Raw genomic sequence first — 26,780 nt, 5'->3', positions numbered from 1 at the left:
GAGGGTGAGCGCAGATGGCTGAGCTGCCGGGTTATCTCAAATGGCTGGAATGGGTCGCCGGATCCGACTGGCCTGCGGGCGATCCCGATGGCATGTGGGGGCTGGCCGATGACTGGCGCGCTGCGGCCGCCGGACTGCGCGACATTCTGCCCGATATCCGTCATGCGAAAACGGCGTCGCTGAAGGCATATCAGGACGGCGACGGCATCGAGGCGATCATCGCCAACTTCGACAGTTATCTCGAAGGTCCGCAATCACTCGAAATGCTGGCCCGCGATTTCGAGAAGCTGGCCGATTCGGCAACCAGCGTCGGCACCGAAATCGAATACGGCCAGCTCATGCTGATCACCTCCCTCGCGCTGCTTGCGGCCGAGATCGCGATCGCATGGATCTTTCCGCCGACCGCGCCCGCGGAGGAGGCGCTCGCGATTGCCGGAACACGGGTGGCCATCCGGATAATCGCCAAGCGGATAATGGACAAGATCGTCGAGATCGTGGCCAAATTCCTCGGGCGTCGACTGGCGAATTTCCTGGTCCGCCACATTGCCATCGACACGGTCCTCGGCACCGTCCAGGACTGGGGAATTCAGCAGTACCAGGTGAATTCGGGACATCGCAAAGAGGTCAACTGGGAGCAGGTCGCCATCACCGCGATCAGTTCCGCGGCTGGCGCCGGTGTCGCGAGCCCGATCGGCGAGCGTCTCGGCGAGAAGCTCGCCGAGACCGAGATGAAGGCCTGGCTGCGTGGACTGCTCACCGGCGCGACGGCGGGCACAGTGGGTGCCATCGCCGGATTCGGCGGCAGCGTCGGCGCGCAGTTCGCGTTCACCTGGGCGAAGTCCGGACCCGAAGGTGGCTGGGACAAGGCCGTCGACGGTCTGAAGAAGACCGAATTCGACCTGCGCATGTTGACGGCGGGCGCCTCGAACGGCGCGATGTCCGGTGCGAATCGAGCGGCGGCCGAGCAGTTCTATCACAATCGGCATCCGGATTGGTACCGGCCGAGCGGTACGCGGGTAAATCCGGATGACCTGTCCCGCATTGGTTTTCGCCCCGATGCCGGTCCGGTTGGTGATGGTGCCGATGCCGGTGGGCGTGCGGGCGCCGGTTCGGGAACCGGGCAGACCGGCGAGGGGGCGCCGAACGCGGGGCACACGGCGGAGCCTGTCGCCGGTCGTGGCGGTGGGGACGGTACGGCGGATGGTTCGACAGCGCATGCCGTGGACGACGGTTCGGGGGCTGATGGTTCGTCGAATAGTCTTGGTGCGGGCGATGATTCGGCGCAGGCGCATGGTGCTGACGACGGTATGTCGAAGGCGGGGGCCTCCGGTGATGGTTCTACTGCGCATGCCGGTGATGATGGTGCCACCGCGCGTGCTGGTGACGATGGTGCGACTGCCCGCGCGGGTGATGATGGTGCGGCCGTGCGTGCTGGTGATGATGGTGCGTCCGCCCACACGGGTGCTGATGATGCTGCTGTGCGTGCTGGTGATGATGGTGCTACCGTCCGCGCAGGTGATGATGGTGCGGCCGCCCACGCGGGTGATGACAATTCCTCGACTGTGCGCGCCGACGCGGATGGTTCCACAGCCACGCAGCGCATCGGCGATGGAACGGCGGATGGTGGAGTCGACCAGTCGACCCGGAATTCGGAGGTGGGAACCGGATCGGACGGTGCCGTCCGGCCCGCAGGAGAAGCTGCGGTTCATTCGGATCCCTCTGCGGTACAGGCGAATTCGAATGCCGAGTTCAACGGTGCCGGCGACCGTACGGGGTCGGCCGATCACGCGGGAGCGTCGGCGCGCGAGGGACAGAGCCGCCTCGATGCCGGTACCCGGGCCTCCCTGACCCCCGCGGGCGCGGAACACACTTCGAACACGAACGCCGATGGTTCGCGCATCTCCGGCGACAACGTGGCCGCGCAAGCAGGAGCCGCCGCGGCATCGACCCCACTCCGAACCGGCACTGCTCCTATGCATCCCGGGACCGCGCCAACCCACGCCGCACCCGACGCACGCACCGGCGCAACACCATCCACACCGCGCACAACCTCAACCACCGACATGCGCCCCGCCGCAACCTCCAACACCGAAACCGCACGCGGCGAACAGACCCGCCCACAACCGACCGCCGAACCCCGCACCACAGACCCACGTTCCGCAACCCCATCCACCGCCGATACCCGCACCACCACCGACGGCCGCCCCGGCCCGGACCGATTCCACACCGGCACCGGCGACACGTCCTCCGAATCCGAATCCCTCCGCACCACACCCGAAATCCGCGCGAGCGCAGCCCAATTCACACCCAACCACCCCACCGCCGAACCCATAGCAGGCCCACAGGCAGCACCAGCCCCCATCCACGCCGAGACCCACGCCGACGGCAATGCCACCGTCCGCCCCAACAGCGACCACGCTGCACCCCCGGACAGTGCCGCCGCCGTGCGGCCCAATGCGGATGCCGTCGGGCGCTCCGATAGTGCCGGTGCCGTGCCCCCTGTGAGTGACACCGCCGCATCTCCGGTCAGTGCCGGTGCCGTGCGGCTCGATGGGGATGCCGTTGGGCGCTCCGATGGTGACGGTGTCGTGCCCCCTGTCAGTGACACCGCTGCATCTTCGGACGGTGCCGGTGCCGTGCGGCTCGATGGGGATGCCGTTGGGCGCTCCGATAGTGACGGTGGCGTGCCCCCTGTCAGCGACAGTGCCATGCACTCCGACGATGACGGCGTGGCACCTCCGGACAACGACCGCGTGGTACACCCCGACAGCACCAATGTGCTGCGGCCGGAGGGCGAGAGTCCGGTGCTGCCCGACCGCGAGGGCGGTGTTCTGTCGGCGAGCGACGGTGCCGCGCGGGCCGACGGTGACGGTGCCGCCCGCCCCGAGCGTGACGGCATGGCGCGCCCCGCAGGGGACAGTCTCGTACGCCCCGGGGGCGAGAGTGTCGTTCGCGCCGACGGTGATGATGCAGTGCGTCCCGGCAAAGAGGGCGACGAGGGTGCAGCGCACTCCGGTGACGACGGTGTCGCGCACCTTGGTGGCGACGGTGTCGCGCACCTTGGTGATGACGGTGTCGCGCACCTTGGTGGCGACGGTGTCGCGCACCTTGGTGATGACGGTGTCGCGCACCTTGGTGACGAGGGCATCGCGCGCGCCGCCGACGACACTCCGGTGCGCTCCGAACCTTCCGACGTCCGGCATGCGACGGACCCGGCGGCGCGGGATGACGGGGCGCATCGGGGTGGGGATGTCGAGCCGGCCAAGTCGCATCGTGCCGATGATTCGGTGCGGCGGGAGGAGGTCGAGGCGCGGCGCGAGGCGGCGCGTCAGCGGGCTGAATCTCTTGATCCTGCAGTGGCTTTCGTGCCACAGCCGGTGGCCGAGCCGCATGCGCATCGGAACACGGGGGATGCGCCTGCGGATAGGGCGCGCGATGGGGCGGATGTTCAGCAGCGACAAGGTGGCGATGAGCCTCGGATTCCGGAGCGGAATCGTGGTCGGTGCGCGGAGTTGTCGCTGCGGTTGATCAAGGCGCTCACCGGGAGTTCGGCGATCAGGTTGCCGGAGCGGATGATCGGGCTGGACGGGATGACGGCCGCGGAGGTGCAGACGGCCGCGGGTGGGCAGTTGCGTTCGTATGAGGGTCATGCAGAGATCGCGCGGCTGTTGCTTTCCATGCCGGAGGGGTCTTCGGCGCTGGTTGTCGATGAATACAGCGGCGCGGTCGACAGGTACAACGTCGGCGCGCACGCGTATGTGCTGGTGCACGAGAACGGCGGGATCGTGGTGCGCGATCCGGGGGCGGGCCGAGTGGAGGGGTTCCCGCCGACGGTGCCGCGCGAGCTCCGTGGCACGTACGCCATCGCCTTCGACCCGGCCGGAAATCCGTTGCACCCGCTCGGCTCCGAGCAGCCACTTGCAACCGATCGGGAGGCCCGCATCGGCCGCTCACTCGATGCGCAGCCCGATCAGGTCCGTGAACTGTTGCGCCATACCGAGACCGGGCGGCGGATCGCGGCGAGCTTCGACAATAGTCCCGTTCGCGACGGATTCGAGCCGTCCGCGGGTGACGGCCGAGCCGGTGAATTCCGGCGACGCGAATTGACCGCAGTCGCCTTCACCTCGGGTGTCGATCATGTCCAGCAGGCGCTCACTCTGGCTCACGAATCCGTGCACGCCGAACGGTATGTTCAGGGCCGAACCGGTGACGTCAGGGGGATGGCACGCGACGAATTCGTGCGCACCATGGTCGACGAGGAGGCTGCGGCAACGGGCCGACGCTTCCAATTGGCCCAGGAATTCCGGGATCTCGGCCACGACATCGCCGTGAACCCGCTCGAGGAGACCTACACCGCCGCTTATGACCGCGCCGCCGCCGATCTGTCGGCAAGCGATTCGTCGCTCACCCCGGCCGAGGTCCGCCAGGCCGCACATGAGGTCGCCGTCGATGCGCTACGCCGGGAAATCGCCACCCACGAGTGGCAAAACGGCAAGAACTACACCGATTACTACGGCGACGCCTGGGACCGCGTGCATGCGGCCAGTGCCGAACTCCCGTCGGGCGCGCGCATGCACGACACCCCTGCGGATATCGCCGAAAGCCTGCGTACGGCGGCGCTGGACCGCGAGTCGGCCTTCCGTGACCTGCGCGACACCTCGGAAGAACTCGCGGAGCGCGCGACCGCCCTCGGCCTCGATCCCACCCTCGCTGGACAGCCGCTGCAACGCCAGATCACCGACCGCCTGCAGCGCATCACGAATGAACTTGCCGGACCTGATGTTCGGTCCGAGCGGCAGGCCGAACTGCGTACCGAACAACACGAGCTGCGCACCGTCGCCGACCTGGCCGACCAGCGTCAGCATGCCCAGGCGACCTACGACCACCGCGCCGACCAGGTGGCGAATGCGGCGATCGAAGAGGTTCTCACCCAACACGTACGTGAGAACCCGAATGCGCGGATGCTCAACGAACACATCGTGCATATCCCCGGCGAGCCCGACCGACTGGTCATCGCGTCGGGCACCGACGACCACCAGCGCGTCCTGCGCGATGCGCAGCAGCACCAGGAAATCCGCGAACTGCTCGACCGGCCCGGGGTCGTGCGCGAGCACCTGAACGTCGACGCCGACCAGGTCGGCCGCATCAGGGTCGAGTCCATCGACGAGCCGTCACCCAACCAATTCGATCGCGCCACCGACCTCACGCCACTGGACCGCGCGGGTCAGGCGGCCCAGGAACGTATCGCCCGGATTCGAGAACAGTTGCGGGAGAGCGAAGTCGGCCGCTGGGCCGACGAGGTGCTCACCCGCCACGACGTCGATATCGTGCACGAGTCCGGCGCCGACGACCGCTACTACCCGAGCCGCCGCACCCTCGCCCTGGACGTCGGCGCCTCCGATGCGGCACAGATGGCCGCGCTGGTACACGGCGCCATCCACGTCGAATTGGCACATACCCGTGAGACTCCCGGCGGTGCGCAGGAACGCATGCGCCTGCCGCGCGCGGAATACAACACGCGCATGCTCGACGAGGAAGCCCGTGCGCACGCACTGGAAATCGTTGCGGCGAAACAACTCAGGGCCGCCGGACACGATCTCACCGAAACGCCGCTGGAGCGCGCCTACACCGCGGCCTACGACGAAGCCCGAGCCCGAGCGCACGAAGAGAATCCGCACGCGCCCGCAGCAGAACTCGATCGAATCGCCAATGATGCGGGCCTGGACGCCATCCGCCCCGAGGTGGCTCGGCATCGTCCCGAGCATTCGACCGAAGACCATGCTGAGTTCTACGGCCACGCTTGGGATGACGCGCACGGCATCCGCTCGTTCGGCGATATCGTCCGCTCCGCGATCGCTTCCGGTGAGCGTTCGGTCACGGTGCTCAGTGAGGGGGCCTCGGGGCATGCCGCCAGGAAGGTGGAGCTTGTCACCTTCAACGATGGCACCGAACTGATCCGCAAGACCGTCATGAATCCGCGCCACGCCGTCGCCGAGCGGTTGGCGTCGCTGCTCGGCCGTACTATCGGTACGAATGTGCCCGAAGTGTTCCACGCCAAATCCAATGTCGTGTACGTGGAGAAGTTGGCGGGACGTGTTGCGGCCGAACGGCATCCGCAGTTCATCGACGTGCACGAGCTCGGTTACGCCGATACCGTCGCGGGCCGTGCGCTCGGTCTGCTGGACGCGCTGATCCGGATTCCGGACCGCGACGGACAGGGCTGGATGATCGGCCCGCACGGCGAGGTGCTCGGTATCGACCACAGTCGTGGTTTCGAGGAAAGCGAAGCCGCGCGAAATGCGTTGAGCCCGTTCGCCGAACACTTCCTGCGTCGCAACGGTGACAGCATCGAGGTCATCGACCACCATCTGCCCCGCGCGGTGGTCGACGCGATCACCGAACGTGTCGCCGCGTTGCGCCCGGAGTTCGACAAGCACGGTCGCGGCCAGTGGCACGACACGGTGATGGCACGTCTGGCCGAAATCCGTGCGCACGCCGCCGATCTGCCGTCCGAACACGGCGATATCGCAGTGCGACCGGAGGATTCGAGCAGGCACGACGACGATTTCGACGACCGCCCGAACGCCTACACCAACAGGTACGGCGGGGACAACCAGCACGGCATCCACGGTCGGATCGACGCGGACGGCGTACTGCGCGCGACGGTGCGTGTGGGTGACGGCACGCCGACCGGGCGCGAAATGTTCCGGGACATGATGCGTGAGCTCGGACATCAGGTGACCGAGATCCGTGCCGAGTGGAATGCCGACGACCGGGTCCGAGACAACCTCGACACCTTCAATGCCGGTGTGCAGGAGCTGTACCTGACTCCGGAAGAGTCGGCGCGCAACACCTTCACCGGCAAACTGGCCGTCGAGCTCGGCTTCACCGAGGTGAGCTTCGACCACGATGCGATGCGCGGTCGGCCGGGCGAATACGAGAAGGTCGTCGCGCATTTCAACAGGCCGGAGACCTCGGTCCGACCCGAAGCGCCGGGCGACGGGGCGGATTCGCCCGAGTTCTGGCCGACCGGCGACGGTCCCGAGCCGGACGCCGGGGCCTGGCAGGTCCGGCCGCGGGATATGGCCGGTGCTCCGGTGTGGGAACTGCTGGGGCGCAGCGAAACCGGCCGCGAAGCGGCCGATGCGCTGCGGGCCGCTGGTGCCGCGGTGCGCTTCGAAGGTGGCCGGCCGGATTCGTTCAACGGCCGGACCATGGACGTGTCCGTCGACACCCATGACCGCGGCCAGCCCGCCCAGGCGGAGGCGCTGGTACGTGCGGCGGTACTCGCGGATGCCGTGCTGTCCGGTCGGGTCGAGGTGGATCCGTCCCGTATCCGCGCCACCGATCGCGCGGATTATGTCGACGCACAGCTGCGCACGGAAGCAGAGGTGCTCGGCAGGCAGGCCGAGTTGCGCCGTGAGCTGGGCGCGGCCGGATATCCGGAACCGGCCCCGACCACACACGATGTTGCGGATTCGGCCTACACCCGCGCGTTGCATGAGCAGTATCTGACTGCCCGCGACGCGGCCGTGGCCGCCGCGGATCCGGGCTTGGGCGAGCACGAACTGCGCCGAATCGGCCGCGAGGCGGGCATCGAGGCGCTGCTGTCCGGCGATATGTTCGACTCGCCGTTGTATCCGAGCGAGGGCGCGAGTCTGCGGGATATCCACGGCGGTACCTGGGATGCCCATCAGGATCCGGATGGAATGCACGAGCCGTCCTCCCCGGAATCGGCGCGGGAACTGCAGCGTCTGGTCCGCGAACATGCGGCGCTCACCCGGGAACTGCGTGCGGTCGAGGGCGATTGGGATCGTGCGGTCCGACGGTTCGGCGCCTTCGACCCCGAAACCCACCGCGGCGACCGGGAGCTTTTCGAGCGTGGCCGACAGGCGGTGGCGGACGACAGAATCCGGCCAGTGGGCGCACGGAATTCCGAGCGCCCCGCGCAGGTGCGAGCGCTGGTCGAGGCGACCCGTCGACATGCCGAGGTGGAGGCGCGGCGTAACCGTCTGCTCGATGAGATCGCGGCGCGAGTCGGTCAGGACGCGCTCGGTCCGGAAGTCTCCGAGCAGTATTGGGTCAACGACCGCGTCGCGGTGCTGCCAGGTGAACCACCGCGCGTGATCGTGGTCGATGCTCGCGGTGATCATGCCGCGATATCGCGCGCGGCGGCGGATCGAGGCACCGATCTGCATCGCGCCATCCGCTACGGCGATGCGCTCGTGGAACGGGTCCGGGTCAGCGTCGACGATTCCGGTGCCGTCCAGGTGCGCCGGGAGCCGGTGGATTTGCGTGCCGCCTGGGTCGACGCTGCGGCGGCGGATGTGCGTGCGGAGGTAGACCACCTGGTGGCACCGCGAACGCCGGACGAACCGGCCGCGGCATTGCCGGAACAGTCGATAGTCGACACCGCGCAGGTGGCGTCGGACCGGCTGCAGCGCATCCTCAGGGGTAACGAACTCGGACGGTGGGCGGCCGAAGTACTGGCCAGGCACGGGGTCGAGATCCGCTTCGGCCTCGACGTGGATTCCAGCCGCTACGACGGCAGACAGCAGCGCGGCGTCGATGCCGGATACGACCCGGCCTCGAATACCGTGCTGCTCGGCCTGACCGATGCACCGTCCCAGCATGCGGCGGAGGCGATTCGGGCGGCATATCTGGCCGAACAGCTCGGCGACGGTCCGCTCGAGCGATTCACGCTCGGACGTGACGAATACGTCGATCTGATGCTGGATCGGGAGGCCGTCGCGCAGGCCAGAGCGTTCGAATTCGATCGGTGGCGGCAGTTCGGGACCGAAGCGTCACCGGCTCCGGAAACGTTGCTGTCCAAGGCATATGAGGACGCCTTCGAACAAGCACAGCAGCAAGCCGAGCGGGCCTACCGCGCCAACCGAGGGATAACGGACAGCATGGTCGATGCGGCCGCACATCATGGCGCCGCCCGTGAAGTGCGAAACCGGTTGGTGGAGCTTGGTCCGCGCGTCGACGGCGGTGACCTCGCAGCCTTCTATCGCGCACAGTGGGACAGCGCGCACGGCATCACCCGTGCGCCCGGCGAGGGGCCGCCCACGCACCACACCGACACACCGGCGATCCGGGAACAGCGCAGCCGTCAGTACGCGGTGGAAATCGAATCCCTTCGGCTGCTGCGTGATTCGGGCCGTTTCGTGCCGGTCGGTCCGGCCGAACGTGCCTACGCCGACGCATACGATCGCGCCTATCAGCGTGCGGAGCGCGCTGCGGCTCGCTCGAATGATCCGGCGATCCGGCCGGAGCGGGCCGGATACGAAGCCGGGCGTGAAGCACTGCGCAAATACATCGATAAGGTCGGTCCGGAACGAGCCGAGGTCGCCTTCGATGTCGCACGGCATGCGGGCGACAACGTCGACGACTATCACCCGTGGTCCGATACGACCGAGCCCGAAACCGGGCATCCGGCCGATCAGGACGCGTCGCCGCGCCGGATAAGCGCGCAAGACGCCGCGGACCGCATCAATCGCTTCTTCGACGATGAACTGGCACGGGATCCGGGTGGGACTCGGCTCACCGACCGGGTCGCCCAGTTTCCTGGTCACCAGCCGGTGGGACGCGGACGTCTGGTGGTGGCGGCGCCTGCGGGCGAGCACATGGACGCGCTGCGCGAACTGGCCGCGACGCGTCCGGAATACACCAATGTGCTGTGGGACGACACGCACCGAATCGAATACCTGGAAGTGGGACAGCGTCCCGACGGCTCGCTGTCGGCCGATTGGATCTATGCCGGTATCGCCGAGGGGCCCTACCGTCTCCCGGGCGCAGACGAGCAGGCCACCGAAATGCTTGCGCATTACCTGCGCTACCGTGCCGCCGGACAGACGGCTCTCGGCTTCGATGCCTGGATGCGCCAGCTCGGCCCGGATGCCTTCGAAACCGGCGATAGCGCTGCCTCGAGCCGCAAGGGCAAACTTCGTGCGGGCTTCATGTCACGCGGTTACGAACTCACCGAGGCGGATCCGTCGATCGGCGAGCCGCACCCGGCTGAGGTGGCACGCCGACTGCGGACACGGCAGGTGGCCATGCCGGAATACAACGATGCCGCAGCCAATTCCGCACGAGAACGCAGCTGGCCGCAGTTCCTCCGAACCGAGGTGAAGACGCGGGCGTGGGACTTCGGGGTCATGCTGCGGTCCGATGGCAACGGCGGGTGGCGGGTGGCGCCGCCCATCGGAGACGGCAGTGCGAGCGATGTGGTGGCCAGGCTGTTCCAGGGTATGTCCGATACCGACTCGGGGCGGCTCGGGGAACGCATCAGCCGTATCCTGCTCGATGGTTCGGCCGATCTCGACGATCACAGTGCGCCGAAGGGCCTGCTGCGCAGGATCACCGACCGACTGTCGTTCGGAAACCGCTCGGACCAGGGCGACTCCGCGCCGCGGCCGATCGATCGCCCACGGCCCGATGACGATTCGTTCGACGCACCGGAGTTTCCACCAGCGCATCCGGACGATGGCGCAGAGCAGCGACAAGCCCAGCAGCAGCGACAAGACGTGCTGGATCGGTTGGCGGCCGAGAATGCGGCGGCGGTGCGCGAGCGCGACGAGGCAAGGGCCGCAGGCGATCCGGAGCGCATCGCGCAGGCGCAGGAGCGGGTCGCACGGCTCGACGAGGCGATGGCGATCGCACTGCAGCGCGACGCGCTGTTGCGGGCGGGCGCGATTCCGGTCACCGATCGGGTCGGTGTGGTGCCGGGTGAGCCGGCGCGCGTGTTCGTGGTCGGCTGGGGCGACCGTGATCCGGTTCGCGTGCTGGACGCCGCGGCCGATCGACATCCGCAGCTCGCGGAGTTGCGCGCCGAACCCGGCACGGTCGTGCGCGAGTTGCGGATCGGTGCGCAAGGCGAGACACGAGTGCTGCGCGTCGATGATCCGGCGGCGCGGCCAGAAGTCGAGCGGCCCGCCGAGGCCGGTGGCGGCGGTAAGAAGCCGCCGTCGGAGCCTCCCGTCCCCGCCGGAATGCCCGACGATCCGGGGCACTCACGAAATGAGAACTCCGGCAACGGATCCGAGGAGGCGGCGGGGCGGCTGTTCGCTCCGGCGAATCCGGACGAGCCGCGCCGCGTCGTCATCGATGCGAACGGCGAAGAGGTGCCGCTACAGGTGCGGCCCGACGGCGAGGGTCGCTGGCGGGTCGAGACTCCCGAAGAATCCGGAACACCGGCTCGCCCAGCCGATTCCGAGCCCCCCGAAAAGAAGTCGCCGCTGCGCCGAGCCTGGGAGCGGGTTCGGGCGAGGATGCGCGTGCGCGGTTACGTGGGCGACTACCCGAAGTACCCGTCGGGTTCTGGTGAGGACCGCCGTGGCCAGAACGCGCTGAAGGACGGCGTCGAGCATGCGCCGGACCTGTTCGAATCGCATCCGAATACGCCACATCCGCCGCAGGCGACACCCGGGCACGAAACCGTCGCTCGACCGGCACCGGAGAGTGAAGGCGGGGGCCTCAATATGGCCCGAATCGCCAAGGAGGGCTGGACCGCTTGGCGTAACCGGGAGCATCTGCCGATCCTGAACAGGCTCTCTAGCCGAATTCGGGATGTGGCAGGCGATTTCGTCGTGCCACGCACACCTAATGGCGAGGAATACCGGTTCTGGGTCAGCGACGCCGATCCGGATCTGGTGCGCCAAACCGTCACCGAACTGCTCGAGGTCGAGGCCATCGCGCCGGAAGAGGCGCGGGCGGTGCTGGAAGAGGCACTGGCCGTCGCCGATCCGGAACAGCGACAGCGGATCATCGATGACCTGGAGAACTTCGATCTGATCTCCGACGAGGAGGCCAGGGCACTCGAGCACGAGCCGACGCATCCGGAGCCGACCACCGAACTCGACGGTCCGCCACCGGAAGACGAATCGCTCACCGATAAGGCACACCGGCTCGGTTTCGACCTGCCCGACGAAAGTCCGGAGACCATTCGCCGGGTGCTCGACGAACAGGAATACCGGACGATGCGTGAGGCGGCCGCGATCGCGGGCCTCGCCGAGGCGGCCGATCGCTTCAACGAGGAGGTCACGCGGCCGTACATAGATGCCGACCTGCTGGGCGACTCGGCTCCCGAACTGCACGGTCGACAGCCGGTGGCGGGGGAGATCGAGGACCCCGATGCGCGGCGGGTCGATGCGGATGAGGACTACGACGACGAGAACGAGCAGACCAGTGAGTCCGGCCCCGAATTGGGTGCGCCCGATGCGACGGGCCGTCCGGTGCCGCTGGCCGATCAGGTCAGCATCTTCGACGACAATCCGATGGGCCGCTTCCTCAAGGAGCTGATCAGCGCCTTCGGCGGCGATCCCGGTCTGCAGAACTTCTGGCCAGTCGGCAATGGCGCCGACCCGCTGCGCGAATGGGGCGATATCGGGGACGGCCAGGAACTGGGCCGCGACCAAGGGCCCAGGGTGTATTTCGAGCATGCCCTGCGCCGCGACCAGCTTCGCGACGAGGCTTCCACGTGGGCGCAGATGTTCGGCCTGGACCTCAACGATGTGAACCCGCGCAATCTCGATGCCACGCTGCGCAGGTTGTGGGCCGAGCACGATGCGCGCGCTGCCAGGGTCGCCGAATTCGCCGAGGCCGCCGAACCGCATCTGCGTGCCGGAGAGCAGGAGCCGGTCGGGGAGATCCACGGCGATCAGGTCGCGCGGGTGCCCGTCGGGGCGGGCGCGCCGGACCGGCTGGTAGTGATCAACGGGCCGCTGGACCGGGCGGATGCGCTGGCCAGGGCACTCGCCGATGATCCTGCCTTGGCCGATGCGCTCCATCGTGGTGAGGTCGAACTCGATTACCGGAACGCCCGCACGGATCGCGTGGGCCAGATCCACCTGGATCCGGTCGAAACACCCGAGGTGTACCACCATCGGGAGGCCATCGATGGCCGCGAGCTGGTGGTCACGATGGTGCGCGACAACGACGGTCAGTGGCGCGCCGTGCAGGCACCCGTCGAGGAGCCGACGACCCATTCGCCCGGCCACGACAGCGATGCGCCGCCGCGCACTCGGGCCGAGATGGTCGCCGAAATCGTGGATCTGGCAAACGAACTCGGCCTCGGACCGGAGGCACTGCACCCGGATCGGCTGGCACAGACCATTGCGGAACTGAAGCTGGCCAATGCTCTGCGCGCCGGTCAGGTCGAGGCGCTGGCGGACTTCGCGCGCACGATGAACGAGATCGAGAACTTCAACGATATCGGCGATGCGCGTGGTCAACTCGCGCACCGGCTCGATATTTCGGAGTCGGAGCTCACGCCTCGGCGGGTCGCCGAGGCGCTGGCCGATCCGGAATGGCGCAGTGCGCGGCGCGAACAGCAGTTCAAGGATCTGGCCGACTACGCCAAGCAACTGCGCGATATTGATCTGGGCGCGGTCAATGCCGCACGCGATCGTTTGGCCGCACAGCTCGGTCGGGCCGACCCGGAATCGTTGCAGCCGACCAAGATTCGGATCGCCGATGACGGTGAGATCCTGCGCGGACTGGATGCGAACGGACTTGATCCGGCGAAGCTGCGCAAGGTGATCGCGGGCCTCGAAGGTGACGGTAAGCACGATCAGGTGGTGGACGCGCTCACCGAATACATGCGTGCGCTGATCGATATCGATCCGTACTCCGATGTGTCGCGGGGCGACCTGTCCGCCGATCCGCGGGCCGCAGGCGAACCGCCTGTCCATGAACTGGCATGCGTGCAGGCGTTGCGTGAACTCCTCACTGAGGCAATGCGATCCGGTGATCCGCTCGATTTCGGAAGTGTGCTCGCGGACCATCCTGGCCGCACCGACGGCGCATCCGGCGAGGGGCGAGGGCGGCCCGAGCCGAATCGCGACTGGGCACGGCTCGTCGGCGTCGATATCGCGGGTGCCGACGATGCGACCTTCCGCAAGGTGTACGAGGCCTATCGCGATGGAAAGATCGAGAAGCACGAGGGGCTCAGTCCGAGCGAACTGACCGCGGAACTCGGCCGCATACGCGCGGAGATCCAGACTCGCGCCGAACAGATCAGAAATCTCGCGGCGCTGCTCGACGAGTTCTACGACGCTCCGAGTGAGTTGGCTGGTGCGCCCCGCGGGTTGGGTGGGCCGGACGAGGGCGGACCCGGGCCCAAGCCCGTCGGCCCGCAGGACCCGGGGTCGAGCGGTGCGGTCGATCCCGCAGTCCGGTCTGGGGGCGATGCGTCTGAGCCTGGTGTCCGGCGGGAGTCGGGATCGGGTGGTGTGGGCGATTCGTCTGTCCGGTCTGGGGGCGATGCGTCTGAGCCTGGTGCTTGGCGGGAGTCGGGATCGGGTGGTGTGGGCGATTCGTCTGTCCGGTCTGGGGGCGATGCGTCTGAGCCTGGTGCTTGGCGGGAGTCGGGATCGGGTGGTGTGGCCGATCCGCCAGTCAGGTCAGGGGGCGACGAGTCGGGCGCGGCGTCCGAGCCGGATTCTCGATCGGACTGGAAGCGGCAGATGGATGCCGAACAGGCCGAATGGAACGCGCGCACGCTTTCGGAACTCGATGAGTGGGTCGCCAAGATGGGCGGGGGCGAGGATTCGGCGGATCCACGGTCGCGGATCGATGATGCGTTGGCGCGTGAGTCGGTCGCCGCGGAAGCGGAGTTCAGGCGTCGTGATGAGGAGGCTGAGGCCGAGCATCAGGAGTTGATGGATCGTCTCGATGAGGTGGCGCGTCGGCTGGAGGAAATTGCCGACGAGCCGGAAGGCGCCGCAGCGGAGCGGGATTCGGCGGATCCACGGTCGCGGATCGATGATGTGTTGGCGCGTGAGTCGGCCGCCGCGGAAGCGGAGTTCAGGCGTCGTGATGAGGAGGCTGAGGCCGAGCATCAGGAGTTGATGGATCATCTGGACGAGCTGTCCCGTCGTCTCGAGGAGCGGTTCGGAGATCTCGATGACCCGCAAACCGCTGTGCCAGAAACTGATCCGCCGTCGCGGATCGAAGCAGCATCGGCGCGTGAGCAGGCTGCTGCCGAGGAGGAATTCCGGCGTCGCGATGAGGAAGCCGAGTCCGAGCATCAGGAGTTGATGGATCGTCTCGATGAGGTGGCGCGTCGACTCGACCAGGCGGCCGACGAATTCCGACAATCGGATGAGGGGCCGAATGAGGACGGACCCGATCCCACCGCCACACCGCCCGCCCCGCCGCACAATCCACCGGACAGCCCCGCCTCCGGCGCGAAGCCGATCCCCGTCCCGGATGAGGCGGACGGCGCTCGTGATACGAATGCCGATGGGGGAGAGTCGAAGTCGTCGGCCGACCCGACAGAACATCCACCGGTGCAGACGGAGTCGCGACCGATCGACGACGAATGGTCGAGGCGCAATCCGCGGCAGGTCGCGAAGGTGCTGGCACGGCGGCATTCGATCGAGGTGGAAGGTTTCCGGCGCAAGGGCATCGATCCGGAGGTGGTTCGCGAAATCGCGCGAGCGGTGGACGAAATGCTGACCAAGCATCCGGAGATGAAGCTCGCCGGCGTCCGCATCGAGCCCGGCGACCCGCGCCATCCCCAGGGCGGAGTCGCGTACACGAGCACCAGTCCTCGCGTCGGCGCGGATGCGCCACTGGCCGAACGGCTTCGGCAGGTGACCCCGTCGATCGTCGTCCTCGAGGAATCCGCGCGCGGACAGTCATGGGGATCCGACGAGGACACGCTCGCCTCGAAGACGAGTCGCGATGGAAGCCGGGTCATCGGTGCCGACCGCCCGGTGTACGGCGTGATGGTGCACGAACTCGGCCACGTGCTCGACTACGCCGGACAAGGCCGCGCACAGCGGCGTGTGATGGATGCGCTGCGGGAGCACTACCTCGCCACCCGCGAACACCCCGGCGAGACGGACTTCCGCGCCTGGGTCGACCAGCTCACCCGCTACAGCTTCGACGGCGACAACGTGGACCCCGGTGAGGCACTCTCCGACGCGTTCCGTGAAGTGGAGCGTTACGGCGACGACGCCTCCGAACCCGCGCAGGTCCTGTATCGCCTGTTGGTCGACGAGGCGCGAGCGGGCGAGTCCAGCTCCGTCGAGTACGTCAACCGAGCGCCGTCCGTGCCGGTCGAACTGTGGCCCGGCCGATCCGGCGATGTCTCGCACCATATTTCGGAGTCACCGTCCGAGCCGTCCCGCGCCGAGGCGGGGAAGCAGCCTGATCCGGCTGGCGCCGACGAGGCTTCGAACGGTCTGGAGCCTGTGCGCCAGGAACCGGATTCGGCTGATTCCGAGCCAGCCGTCGATGAGGCGTCGACCCGTGATTCGGATGGCGAGGAGTCGGTTTCCGAGGAACCGCCGCGGTCGGATGAGGATGGGCCTGAGCCGACGGCGTTGCCGTCCGAACCGCCGCACGATCCGTCGGACAGTCCGGCTTCCGAGGCGAAACCGATCCCGGAGTCGTCCGAGCTGTCGCGCGCCGAGGCGCCTGTGCTGGTTCGTTTCGACGACGATTCGGATGGTGTGGAGCCGGTTCGTCCGGAAGAGGCGGGTCCGGATGAGGGCACTGAACCGGTCGCCGAAGCTGGTGGCGGGTCGAAGAAGCCGCCCGGTGACCCGGCTGCCCCGCCGACGTCCGAGCCGGAGGAACCATCGGGCGGGAACCAGGGTGATGAAGAGCGCAGCGCGGATAACTGGCGCGCTGACCCGTCTGCCGCGCCGGTGTCCGAGCCGGTGGAAGCGTCGGGTCGGAACCAGGGTGAGCGCGGCGCGGATAACTGGCGCGCTGACCCGTCTGCCGCGCCGATGTCCGAGCCGGAGGAACCATCGGGTCGGAACCAGGATGGTGAACAGAGCAGCGCGGATAACCGGCGGGATGACACGGAAGCAGTCGGGAGCTCGGAGCCAGGAGACGAAGCCCGGACCGGATCGCAGCATGAGGAGGCGGTGCGGGCGCATGCGGATGCGGTCGCGTGGCGGGATGCGCTGGCGGCCCGGATCGCTGAGCTGGCCGATCGACTTTCGGCACAGGAGGATGCGGATGCGTGGACGCCGCGCCGAATTCGGGCGACGGTTGCCGAATTCGCGGGGCGACGACTGCTTTCGGACGCGGATCGTGCAGTTGTCGCCGAATTAGAGCGGCTCGCACCGGAATTCGCACGGGCGGATGGCGAGGTCGGCGAGCTCGCGGCACGCATCGGACTGGTCGACGAGTACGACCGGCTGCTGCAGCAGCGACGAGATCTGGTGCGCGAGCGCGAGTTCGTCCGCGCCAAGGCCAATGAGCGCGCCGCCAATTTGAGTCTGGACGATTCGACCGAATGGGTGCGCCGGGACCCGGATGCGCGCGACGAGGCGATTCAAGCACTGCATGCCCACGCACGGACCGATGTCGTCGACGTCCTCGGTGGTCTCGAGGAGGCGAACCGGCAGGTGCGCAGCCCGGTCGAGCCCGGCGAGCGGGGACGGCGCGAAGAGGCGCTGCGCAAACTCATTGCGGCGACCGAGGACTTCGAATCCCTCGACGATCAGGTCCGCCGCGTGGATCAGCGGCTGTCCGAGCTGGAGGACCAGGGCGTCGCACGGCACCGCCCGCCGTCGGCGGAGGGTGCTGCCGAGATCGATCGGATGGCACGGGAGCGGGCGGACGAGCTCCGGCAGATCAAGCCCCGGCGGGCCATGCGCGACGATCTGGCCGTCCGGCTCGGTGTCGTCGATGAGTCGGGCAATCCGGATGAGGCTGCGCTGCAACCGGATCGGCTGCGCAGAACGATCGACAACCTGCGATTCGATGTGGAAGAGGAGGTGCTCGATGGCCCGATGCCTCCGGATGAGGCAGCGGCGCGCCATCGTGAGATCGACGGACTCGTCCAGGCCGCCGACGATGTCAACCAGGCGCATAATCGGATCGGCCGACTACAGGACGAGATGGCCGGAGCCGCAGGCGTATGGCGGCAGCAGGTCGAAGCCGAGGGCGGCCGGATGGTCACCGACCGGGTCGGCATCGTGGAGGGCGAGCGCCCCCACATCATCGTGTATGGTCCGCGTCCCGATCCGACGGCACCGCGCGCGGATCACGATCGGACCCTCGCCGGTGCGCTGCGCCGCGATCCCGCGGTCGCCCAGGCGATGGTGCGTCCGGAAACTCGCGTGGAATACCGCCGGGTGCTCGCGGATCGCGAGGGCAATACCCGGACGCTGCGAATGCCGCCACCTGAGATCCGACGACTGAGCACCGGCTGGCACAACGGCAGACGGATGGATATGACGTCGTGGGTCGACGCCGAAGGCACTGTGCACCATGTCGATCCGACCCGCCCGGATTGGGTCGGCAATCGCGATGCCGGGACCGTGCCGAAGAAGTTCACGCCCAAGGATCCACCGGACGGTGTCAGCGGCTGGGCCATGGAGGATGTCGTCAACGACATCACCCTGCCGACCGATCACGTGCCGGCGGGCGAGATCGCGGAGAGCACGCTACCGGTCAACATGCCGCAGGCGCCGTCCCGCTACGACACCTCGTCCGTGCCGCCGGGCACCCCGATCTTCGAACAGCATTGGGGCGGTGACGCTTACAACATCACCCGGCTGATTCTGATGGCGGCGCAGACGCCGAAGCATCCGGCGGTGAAGGCTTGGATCCAGGCGCATCCGGAGATCGGTGAGTGGGTGCAGGCCCGGCCGTGGCTGCAGAAGATTCCGCCGTTCGGCACCGTCTTCCGCAACTATGAGTGGTTCGCGGGACCGGAGCGCAATATTCAGCCCATGCATCGGCCGTGGGATCCGGCCGAACACGGCAATCCCGCGGATCGGGTGGATATTTCCGAAGGGCTGCAACGGGAATGGGATCGCGATGTCGCGAACTGGCGTCGCGTGCAGGACTGGGCCGATGCCGAGTACGAGCGGTTCCTCGCCGATGACAGTGATGTCGATCGGATCATGGACGGGCTCGACGCCCACCGCCGTGCCCAGCAGGTGGCCGCGGCACGGGATGTGGTCGAGACCGTGCAGGACAGGCTGGTTACCGCCGATCGCGGTATCGATCCGACCCGCGATGTCGATGCGCAGTTGCTGCGGCTGCAGGACGAAAACGACCGTGTAGCAGATGATTTGGTGAATCGATTCGCGGTCGATGATCCGGACGCGGTGCGCGACACCATCGCCGATATTCGCGGGCTCTTGCGCGCGGGCGCGGATCCGGACGCCATTGCCCAGATCCTGGCCCAGCACATGCGCCACGACGTACCGGATTTCACGCGCGCCGAAATAGCGCAGATCAAGAACCACCTGATGGTCGATGAGCATCTGGTGCGCGACTACAGCGATCCCAATGGCGCGTATGTCCGTCGCCCGATGGACCGCCTCGCCGATGTCGCCGAGGCATGGAACCGGTTGATGGCTGGCGAACCGCTGCCCCAAGACCGCGTCCTGCTGCAGGATGCGCGCGCCGAATCCGACTTCCTGCGCGCCAATCCCGGTGCCACCTGGCGCGCCGCCAACACCCACGCCATCGGCCTCGGCTTCCACTGGGACGCGGACCGCCCGCCGCTCACCGACTGGCGTGTGGGCATTCCCTACGCCGTCGACATCGTCGCGCCCGATCCGTCCTGGTCGCCGCCCGAGCACTCCGGCCCCGAGCTACCGCCGCAGTTGGGTGCCACCCCGCCGGATACGCCGAGCGCCGGTGGAAGCGCGCGACCCGGTATGGAACCGGAATCCGTGCCGGAGGTTCAACCGGAAGGCACTGCGCCGGGGCGTGATCCCGACGCGGCCGATCGACAGGCGGAAATCGCGCGCATCGCGAACGAACGGGAGGCTGCTTTCGTCGCCCGCGAAGACGCGCGCACCGCCCTCGACGAGGCTATGGCCGACCCGAGCCCGGAACACGCGGACGAACAACAGGCCGCCGCACGCCGATTGGACGAGGCCGACGCAGAACTGACGCGGCTGAACGAGGAACTGAGCCGTGCGGTCGCCAACGACGCAGCGGAAACTGAAGCGACTCAGCATGATTCGGCGGATGGGCGCGTACGGCAGGATGATTCGGGTACTGATACCTCGCCCGAAGCGACCGATGGCTCACGACGTCCACCGACATCGACCGACCCGGTGCCCTTGCCGGTGGACGGTGCGCCGTCGGCGGGCAGGCAGGATTCCGCATCGGAGGTGGATGAGAAGTCGTCGACAGGGCGGCAAGGTGATTCGGCCTCCGGGATAGGCGAGGACTCGTCGGTCGGGCGGCAAGGTTCGGGCCCCGCGGTGCGTGCGGAGTCGCCGATCGGGCAGCGGGATGAATCGGTCCCGGGACTGGGTGATTCGACCTCGCGAGTCGGCGAGGAGTCGGCTGCCGGGCGGCAAGACGACTCGGCGTCGGTAGGCGGGGAGGAGCTGACAGGGCGGCCGGGCCAGGCCTCGGACGGGGAGTCGGGAGCGGGGCGGCGGAGTTCGGCCTCGACGGCGGATGAAGAGTCGCGGACAGGGCGGCAAGGCCGCTCGACCTCGGACATGGGTGGGGAGACGTCGGCGGGGCGGCAGGGTTCATCGGCGGTCGAGGGCGAGTCGTCTAGTGGGCGGCAAGGCGATTCGGCCTTGGGTGTCGGCGAGAAGTCGTCGGCCGCACGGCGGGATTCGGCGTCGGAGGTGCAGGAGGAGGCGACCGGGCGGCACGGTGGTGAGCCCGGGGACGTGCGGGTTCGGCCGCTCGGTGGGCAGGAGGGAGCGGGTGCGACGAAGGCTGATGGTGATGGGGGATCGCAGCATCCGCCGCAGGAGCCGCCCAGTCCGGGGCAACCGGAATCGGGTTCGGGCGGTTGGCCGCAGGATGGGCCCTCGCGGGTGCACGAGCCTGTCACACCGGAATTGCGCGATGCGCTGCCTGGTTTGGCCGCGCGGATTGCGGAGACTGTGGCTGCCCGCCAGGCCATTGAACCCGGCATTGCCGAAGGTGCGAGGCGGCTCGGAGTCAACCCTGACGGTTTGAGTCCGCACGAAATACAGAGCGTCGTCAACGATTTGGTGGGCGCGGCAGAGGACCAGGCTGCCGCTATACGGGATCGTGAACACGTCCCGAGCCATGAGATGGTGCAGCATTTCGCGGATCTCCGGGCCGCCGAGCAACATGCCGCCCAGGTCAGGGATGCGGCCAGTGCATATCAGGCCGAGCTGCGCCGCTACATCCATGCGATGGGCGAGGAGAACGTGGCCCGGCAGCGCGCCGCCGTGCTCGCGTCTCGCGACGTGCTGGCCGGGGAACAGGCGCATATGGTCGCCGAGGGCGTCGGAATCGCACCTGATGGGCAGCGCGTGGTTGTCGCATCGCCGTCGTCGGCACCCGAGCAGGTCATGCCCGCCGAGCTCCGCCGACAGCTGGCCGATCAGGGCGTCCAGGTCGACTATCTGCACGTCGTGGTCGACGAATCCGGAGTCGTCACCGTCACCCCGATCCGCCCGCCCGACGAAGGAGCGGTACCGGCCCGCCCGACAGGTCCGCCGGAGACACCGGGTTCGGGGTCCGCAGCGCCACCGGAACACACTGCGGCACAGTCGGATTCGACGCGGGCATCGCCCGAGACACCACGCCCCGATACGCATGGTTCCGATCCGACGCGATCCAGGGCACAGGGTTCCGCTACGGACGGTTCAGATCCAAGGCGATCCGCGCTCGAAACACGGGGCACCGATCCGGGTGGTTCGGATCCGACGCGATCCAGGCCGCAGGGTCCCGCTGCGGACACCTCGGATCCGACGCGACCTTCGCAGGAAACACGGAACACCGCCGCGGACGATTCGGATCCCACGCGCTCCACGCTCGAACCAGGAGACGCTGACGGCTCGGAGCCGGATCCTGAAACCGCGCTCGGCACTGCGCCCCATGCGGACGCTCTGACCCCCGAGGTCCGAGCCGAACTCGAGCGGCTGCGTGCGGAGCGTGCCGTGGCCGTCGCCGATCGCGAGGAATTGCGCGATCTTCGCCGACTTCGCGCCGAAGGACTACCGGTCGATGTCGAGCAGGGGCTGCGGCCAGGCCTGCCGCTGGAGACGACTCTCGAAGAGCTGCGCAACCAGACCATGCTGGTTCATGAGCAGGCCGAGCGACATGCGCGGATCGACGCACTCGAGCGCGCAGCCGACGAATTCAACCGTGCCGATGCCGAAGTGGCGCGGCTCGACGAGGCGATCGCGACGTTCGAACTGTCCGGAACACCGGAGGCCGTGCACGCCGCATTGGTGCGGGAACGTGCCGCAATGGCGGCCGAATGCGAGTTCTGGCGGGCCAAGCGCAATGACCGCGCCGAACGCTTCGATATTCGCGATCCCGATCACGCCCTGAACCAGGACAATCTGGAGCCGACCCTGCGGCAGCTCAGCGGCGATATCGTCGGCACCAGGGACATTGCGGGCACCGGCGACGAAACATCGAGGCCGGAACCGGAATTGGTGGGCTCGGCCGAACGCACCCAGCGCGAGAACAACATCTTCAAGCTGCAAGACGCGGCGGAGCGCTTCAACGAAGCCGATTCCGCCCTCGCCGAACTGGATCGGCGTATTGCCGCTCTCGAGGGCGCGGATGTCATTGCACACCAGCCGCTGTCGGCAGAGACACGCGCCGAGCTCGACCGGCTCGGTGCCGAACGCGCCACCGAAGTGCTCGCCAGTAAGCCATGGCGCGGGATGTGCGACGACCTGGCAGACCGTCTCGGCGTCAACCGAGACGCATTGGGCCCCGCGGAGATCGACCAGACCCTGCGCGATGCGGCGAACCGTCTCGCGCCGACCGAGGAGAACGCCAGGCAACTGCAACTGCTGCGTGCGGCCGCCGGCCGAGTCAACCAGGCGGACAACAGGATCGGCCGCATCCAGGATCAGATGGCCGAACTGGCCGGAGCGTGCCGCGACGTCTTCGCCGCCGAGGGTGCCAGGCCGATCACGGATCGCGTCGGCCTCGTCGAGGGCGAACATCCGCGGATCATCGTGGTGGCCCCACGCGGCACATTGGAGCATCCGCGCGCCGACCACGATGCGGCGCTCACCGATGCGATCCGACGCAATTCCGCGGTGGCACAGGCGATGACAAGACCTGAGACGCGAATCGAATATCGCGTGATCGTCGCCGAGCGCGAGATGCCGGTGCGCATAGAGGAACTCGCACCACCGCTTCGCGACTATCTCACCGCGGGCTGGCGCGAAGGCTCGCCCGGAATCCATCTCACGCGGTGGCAGGACGCCAATGGTGACTGGCATCCGGTCAATCCGACCCGCCCGGACTGGACGACGAACCGTCAAGGTCCCAGGGTGCCGAAAGCATTCGAGCCGCGTGTACTTCCGGAAGGCGTCAGCGGTTGGGCGGTCGATCCGTTCCAGTCGTCCATTGTCGACCCGTTCCTGGATCCGCCACCCGGTGCGATCGATGAGGAATTGCTGCCGCGGATCCCCGGGATGGACCCACTCGATCCGGGTGTGCCAACCTTCGAGCCGCCGATGGCGGGCGTGTTCTACAACACCATGCGCATCATCCTCGAATCGGCGAAGCTGTCCGGATTCACCTGGTACAGCGATAAGGACCATCCGGGCCGTATCAGTCCGGGATTCAAAGGACATCCCTACTTCCGTCCGCGCGTGGCCGATGTGCAGCCGATGGCGCGTGAATGGGATCCACAGGATCGGGTGCCCGATCGCGGCGAGTTGTCGGAGGAATACAAACAGCGCCAACGTGATCAGGACGCCGCGTGGGCGCGCGTGCAGGACTGGGCCGACACCGAATACCAGCGGTTCCGCGCCGACGACAGCGATATCGACAGCATTGTCGATCACCTCGCCGCGCATCCGGATGCGGAAGGTGCGGCACGTGCCGTGCGGGCCGCGGAGATCGTCGATCAGATCGCCCGAAGACTCGACAGCTCCGGCGACCTCGATTCGATCGTCGACGCGCTCACCGGCCATCTGCGCGACGAACAGTCCGGTGACGCAAGACGATTGGTCGACAATGTTTGCGACCAGCTCGGCAACCTGGGTGTCGACCGTGCCGAATTGACCAGGTTGGTCGCCGACCGACTCGACAACTCGACCCCCGCCTTCACCCACACCGAGATCGAGCAGATCAAGAACCACCTCATGCGCGATCCGCATCTGGTGCACGACCCGAACGACGGCATCCTCCGTCGTCGCCCACTCGACGCCGTCGCCGATGTCGCCGAGGCCTGGAACCGCCTGATCGCGGGCACCCCACTGCCACAAGACATCCTGCTCCTGCAGGACGCCCTCGCCGAATCGAACTACCTGCGGCACAACCCGATCGGCGCCTGGCACGACGCCAACCAACACGCTATCCGCATCGGCTTCGACTGGAACGCCAACCGCCCACCCCGCACCGACTGGCGCACCAAAATCCCCTACGCCCCACCCCGAGTAGACCACCAACCCCAACTCCCCCCACCCGCACTCCCGAACCCGGACACGCCCCACGCCCTCCCCTCGGCCCCGACCAACGAACTCCCACAACCAGCACCGGCCGAAACACCACCTACGCTCTTCGAGGGCACCGTGCCTGCGCCGACCACGGAAGTGCCTGCGGTTCACGAGGTTTCGGAGCCGACACAGCGGCTGACCACAGACGCGAGCTCGGCCACCGATTCGGGCCCGCAGCACGGTGAGGATCTGCCGGACACAGGAGGCAGCAGCGATCACGCCGACTCGTCTGAAGCCACGGCCCATGGTGATCGCGATGGCGAATCGTCCGCGCCCGAGCTGCCGCCGGTCCGCGAAGGTTCGGAACCCGGTGAGCTGCGGGGCACAGACGATCACTCGGCCACGGATCCGGGCGCGCAGACGCATGGCCAGGATATGTCTGAGGGTGCGGGTCGTCGTGATTCTGCGAGTGACGAGTCTCCCGACGGTTCGGCGGGCGGATCGGACCACGGCGTGACGCTTGGTGATCGAGCCGGCGTGGAAGAGTCGCACGACGGTGCGGTGGGTCTTGGCCGTGCGGATGATGAGTCGTCGGACGGGGCAGCGCGTTCCGAGCAGGTAGGTGACGGGGAGTTGTCTGCGGGGCAGGCGCGGCACGGGCGTGCGGGCGATGGGGAGTCGTCTGACAGTGGCAGGGAGCGTGGCCGTGCGGATGATGAGTCGTCCGATGGGACAACGCGTCCCGAGCACGGAAGTGGCGGCGAGTCTTCTGATGAGCGTGCGCGGCACGGGCGTGCTGGTGAGGGCGAGTCGTCCGGCGGTGCCTCGCGTGGTCGCGCGGGCGATGGGGAGTCGGCCGGGGAGGGCGGGAGTCGTGGACGGGACGAGGGTTCGGGTGACGGTGGGGCTCGGTCGAATCGGGGTGGCGGGCAGGAGCCGCCGGAGGGGCGGTCGGATTCCGCTGATTCGGAGCCGTCGCCGCTGCCCGGCTCGGTGCTGCGTTCCCATATCCCGCATCCGCCGAGGCTGAACCACGAGTACGAGATGCCCGACACGCCCAGCAGGGCACCGTTCGATCCGACGTGGCCGCTGCCGAAGCACCCGCCGGAACCCCCGAAGCCGCCGCACCCACCGAAGCCTCCGGTGCCACCGAAACCGCCTGTGCCGCCGCATGAGCCGGAGCCTCTGGTGCCGTCACAGCCGCCTGTGCCGCCGCATGAGCCGGAGCCTCCGGTGCTACCGCAGCCGCCTGTGCCGCCGCATCAGCCGGAGCCTCCGGTCCCCCCGAAGCCCCCGATTCCACCTACACCACCGGTTCCACCTACCCCTCCAGTGCCTCCGGTTCCGCCTTTCCCACCGACGCCCCCTACCCCTCCGGTGCCGCCTTTCCCTCCGACGATGCCGGAACCGCCGGTTCCGCCGACCACGCCGGAGCCCCCGGTGCCACCAACGACGCCGGTTCCGCCTTTCCCGCCGCCAGCGGAGCCTCCGGCGCCACCGACGACGCCGGTGCCGCCTGTCCTGCCGCCGACGCCGGAGCCCCCGGTCCCACCGACGACGCCGGTGCCGCCTGTCCTGCCGCCGACGCCGGGGCCTCCGGTCCCACCGACGACGCCGGTGCCGCCTTTCCTACCGACCACGCCGGCGCCTCCGGTGCCACCGACGACGCCCGACCCCCCGCAACCCCTACCGTTCCCATCCCACGACCCGACGACGCCCCCGCACGACCGGTTACACCCCCCCTCATCAGGCCGCCCGTCGGAACCCCCGTACGGCCCGGATGCACCCGTGCCTTCGGAGCCACCCGGCCAGCACCACTCCGTTGCCCCACAATCTCCCGACTGGCTCGACGCATCCCACGAGCCGATCAATCCCGTTGCACCGCAACAAGACTCGACAACTCAATCAACTCCACCGCCGATAACACCCCCGCCCATCGGCGCACCACCACCGACCCGAAACCGCCAAGGTTCCAACGGCCACCGAAACCGCCCATCCCAGAACGGCAACAGCGGAACCCTTTTCGTCCAACCCTTCTCCGGCTTCGGCGTGCCCGCACACTTCGACCCGGAAACCGGCGCACTCCAAGCCGTCGGCGGCGGAATCGGCCCGCAACTCGGCGTATACGGTGATCTCGGTGACACCCCGGTCGTCTTCTACCGTGCCCCTTCCGGCCTCGCCCTACGCATCGGCGACAACACCATCAACCTCGACACCCCCCTCGTCGCAATCGAATGGGAACCCGTCGAGAACCGCCAAACCCGCTTCGCTGTAACCGCCTCCGGCACCGTGGTCTGCCAACTCCTGTACCGCTCGCTTCCACCCGAACTCGACCTGGGCCGCCTGATCCACGACGTCTGCGCCACCCCCACCCGCCGCACCCAAATCTTCACCCGCTGATCCACACGCACCGGGTCGAGCACGGGGTGCTCGACC

The 26,780-nt window shown here is 68.0% G+C and carries 1 protein-coding gene; it reads left to right on the top strand.

What is annotated here, in order from left to right:
- The first annotated feature begins 14 nt into the window (after positions 1-14).
- A complete protein-coding gene (locus ACQPYR_RS39515) occupies positions 15-26,744 on the top strand; it encodes a hypothetical protein (RefSeq protein WP_433624658.1) in 26,730 nt (8,909 codons plus the stop codon).
- Positions 26,745-26,780: the final 36 nt, after the last annotated feature.

The organism is Nocardia sp. CA-120079 (assembly GCF_050955745.1).
Lineage (GTDB): Bacteria > Actinomycetota > Actinomycetes > Mycobacteriales > Mycobacteriaceae > Nocardia.
Note: the sequence above shows the minus strand (reverse complement) of the source record. Positions and strands in the feature narration are given on the sequence as shown.

Bases quoted from the DNA above. Each gene is read 5' to 3' on its own strand.
- ACQPYR_RS39515 (WP_433624658.1), top strand. From the start codon at position 15: ATGGCTGAGCTGCCGGGTTATCTCAAATGGCTGGAATGGGTCGCCGGA.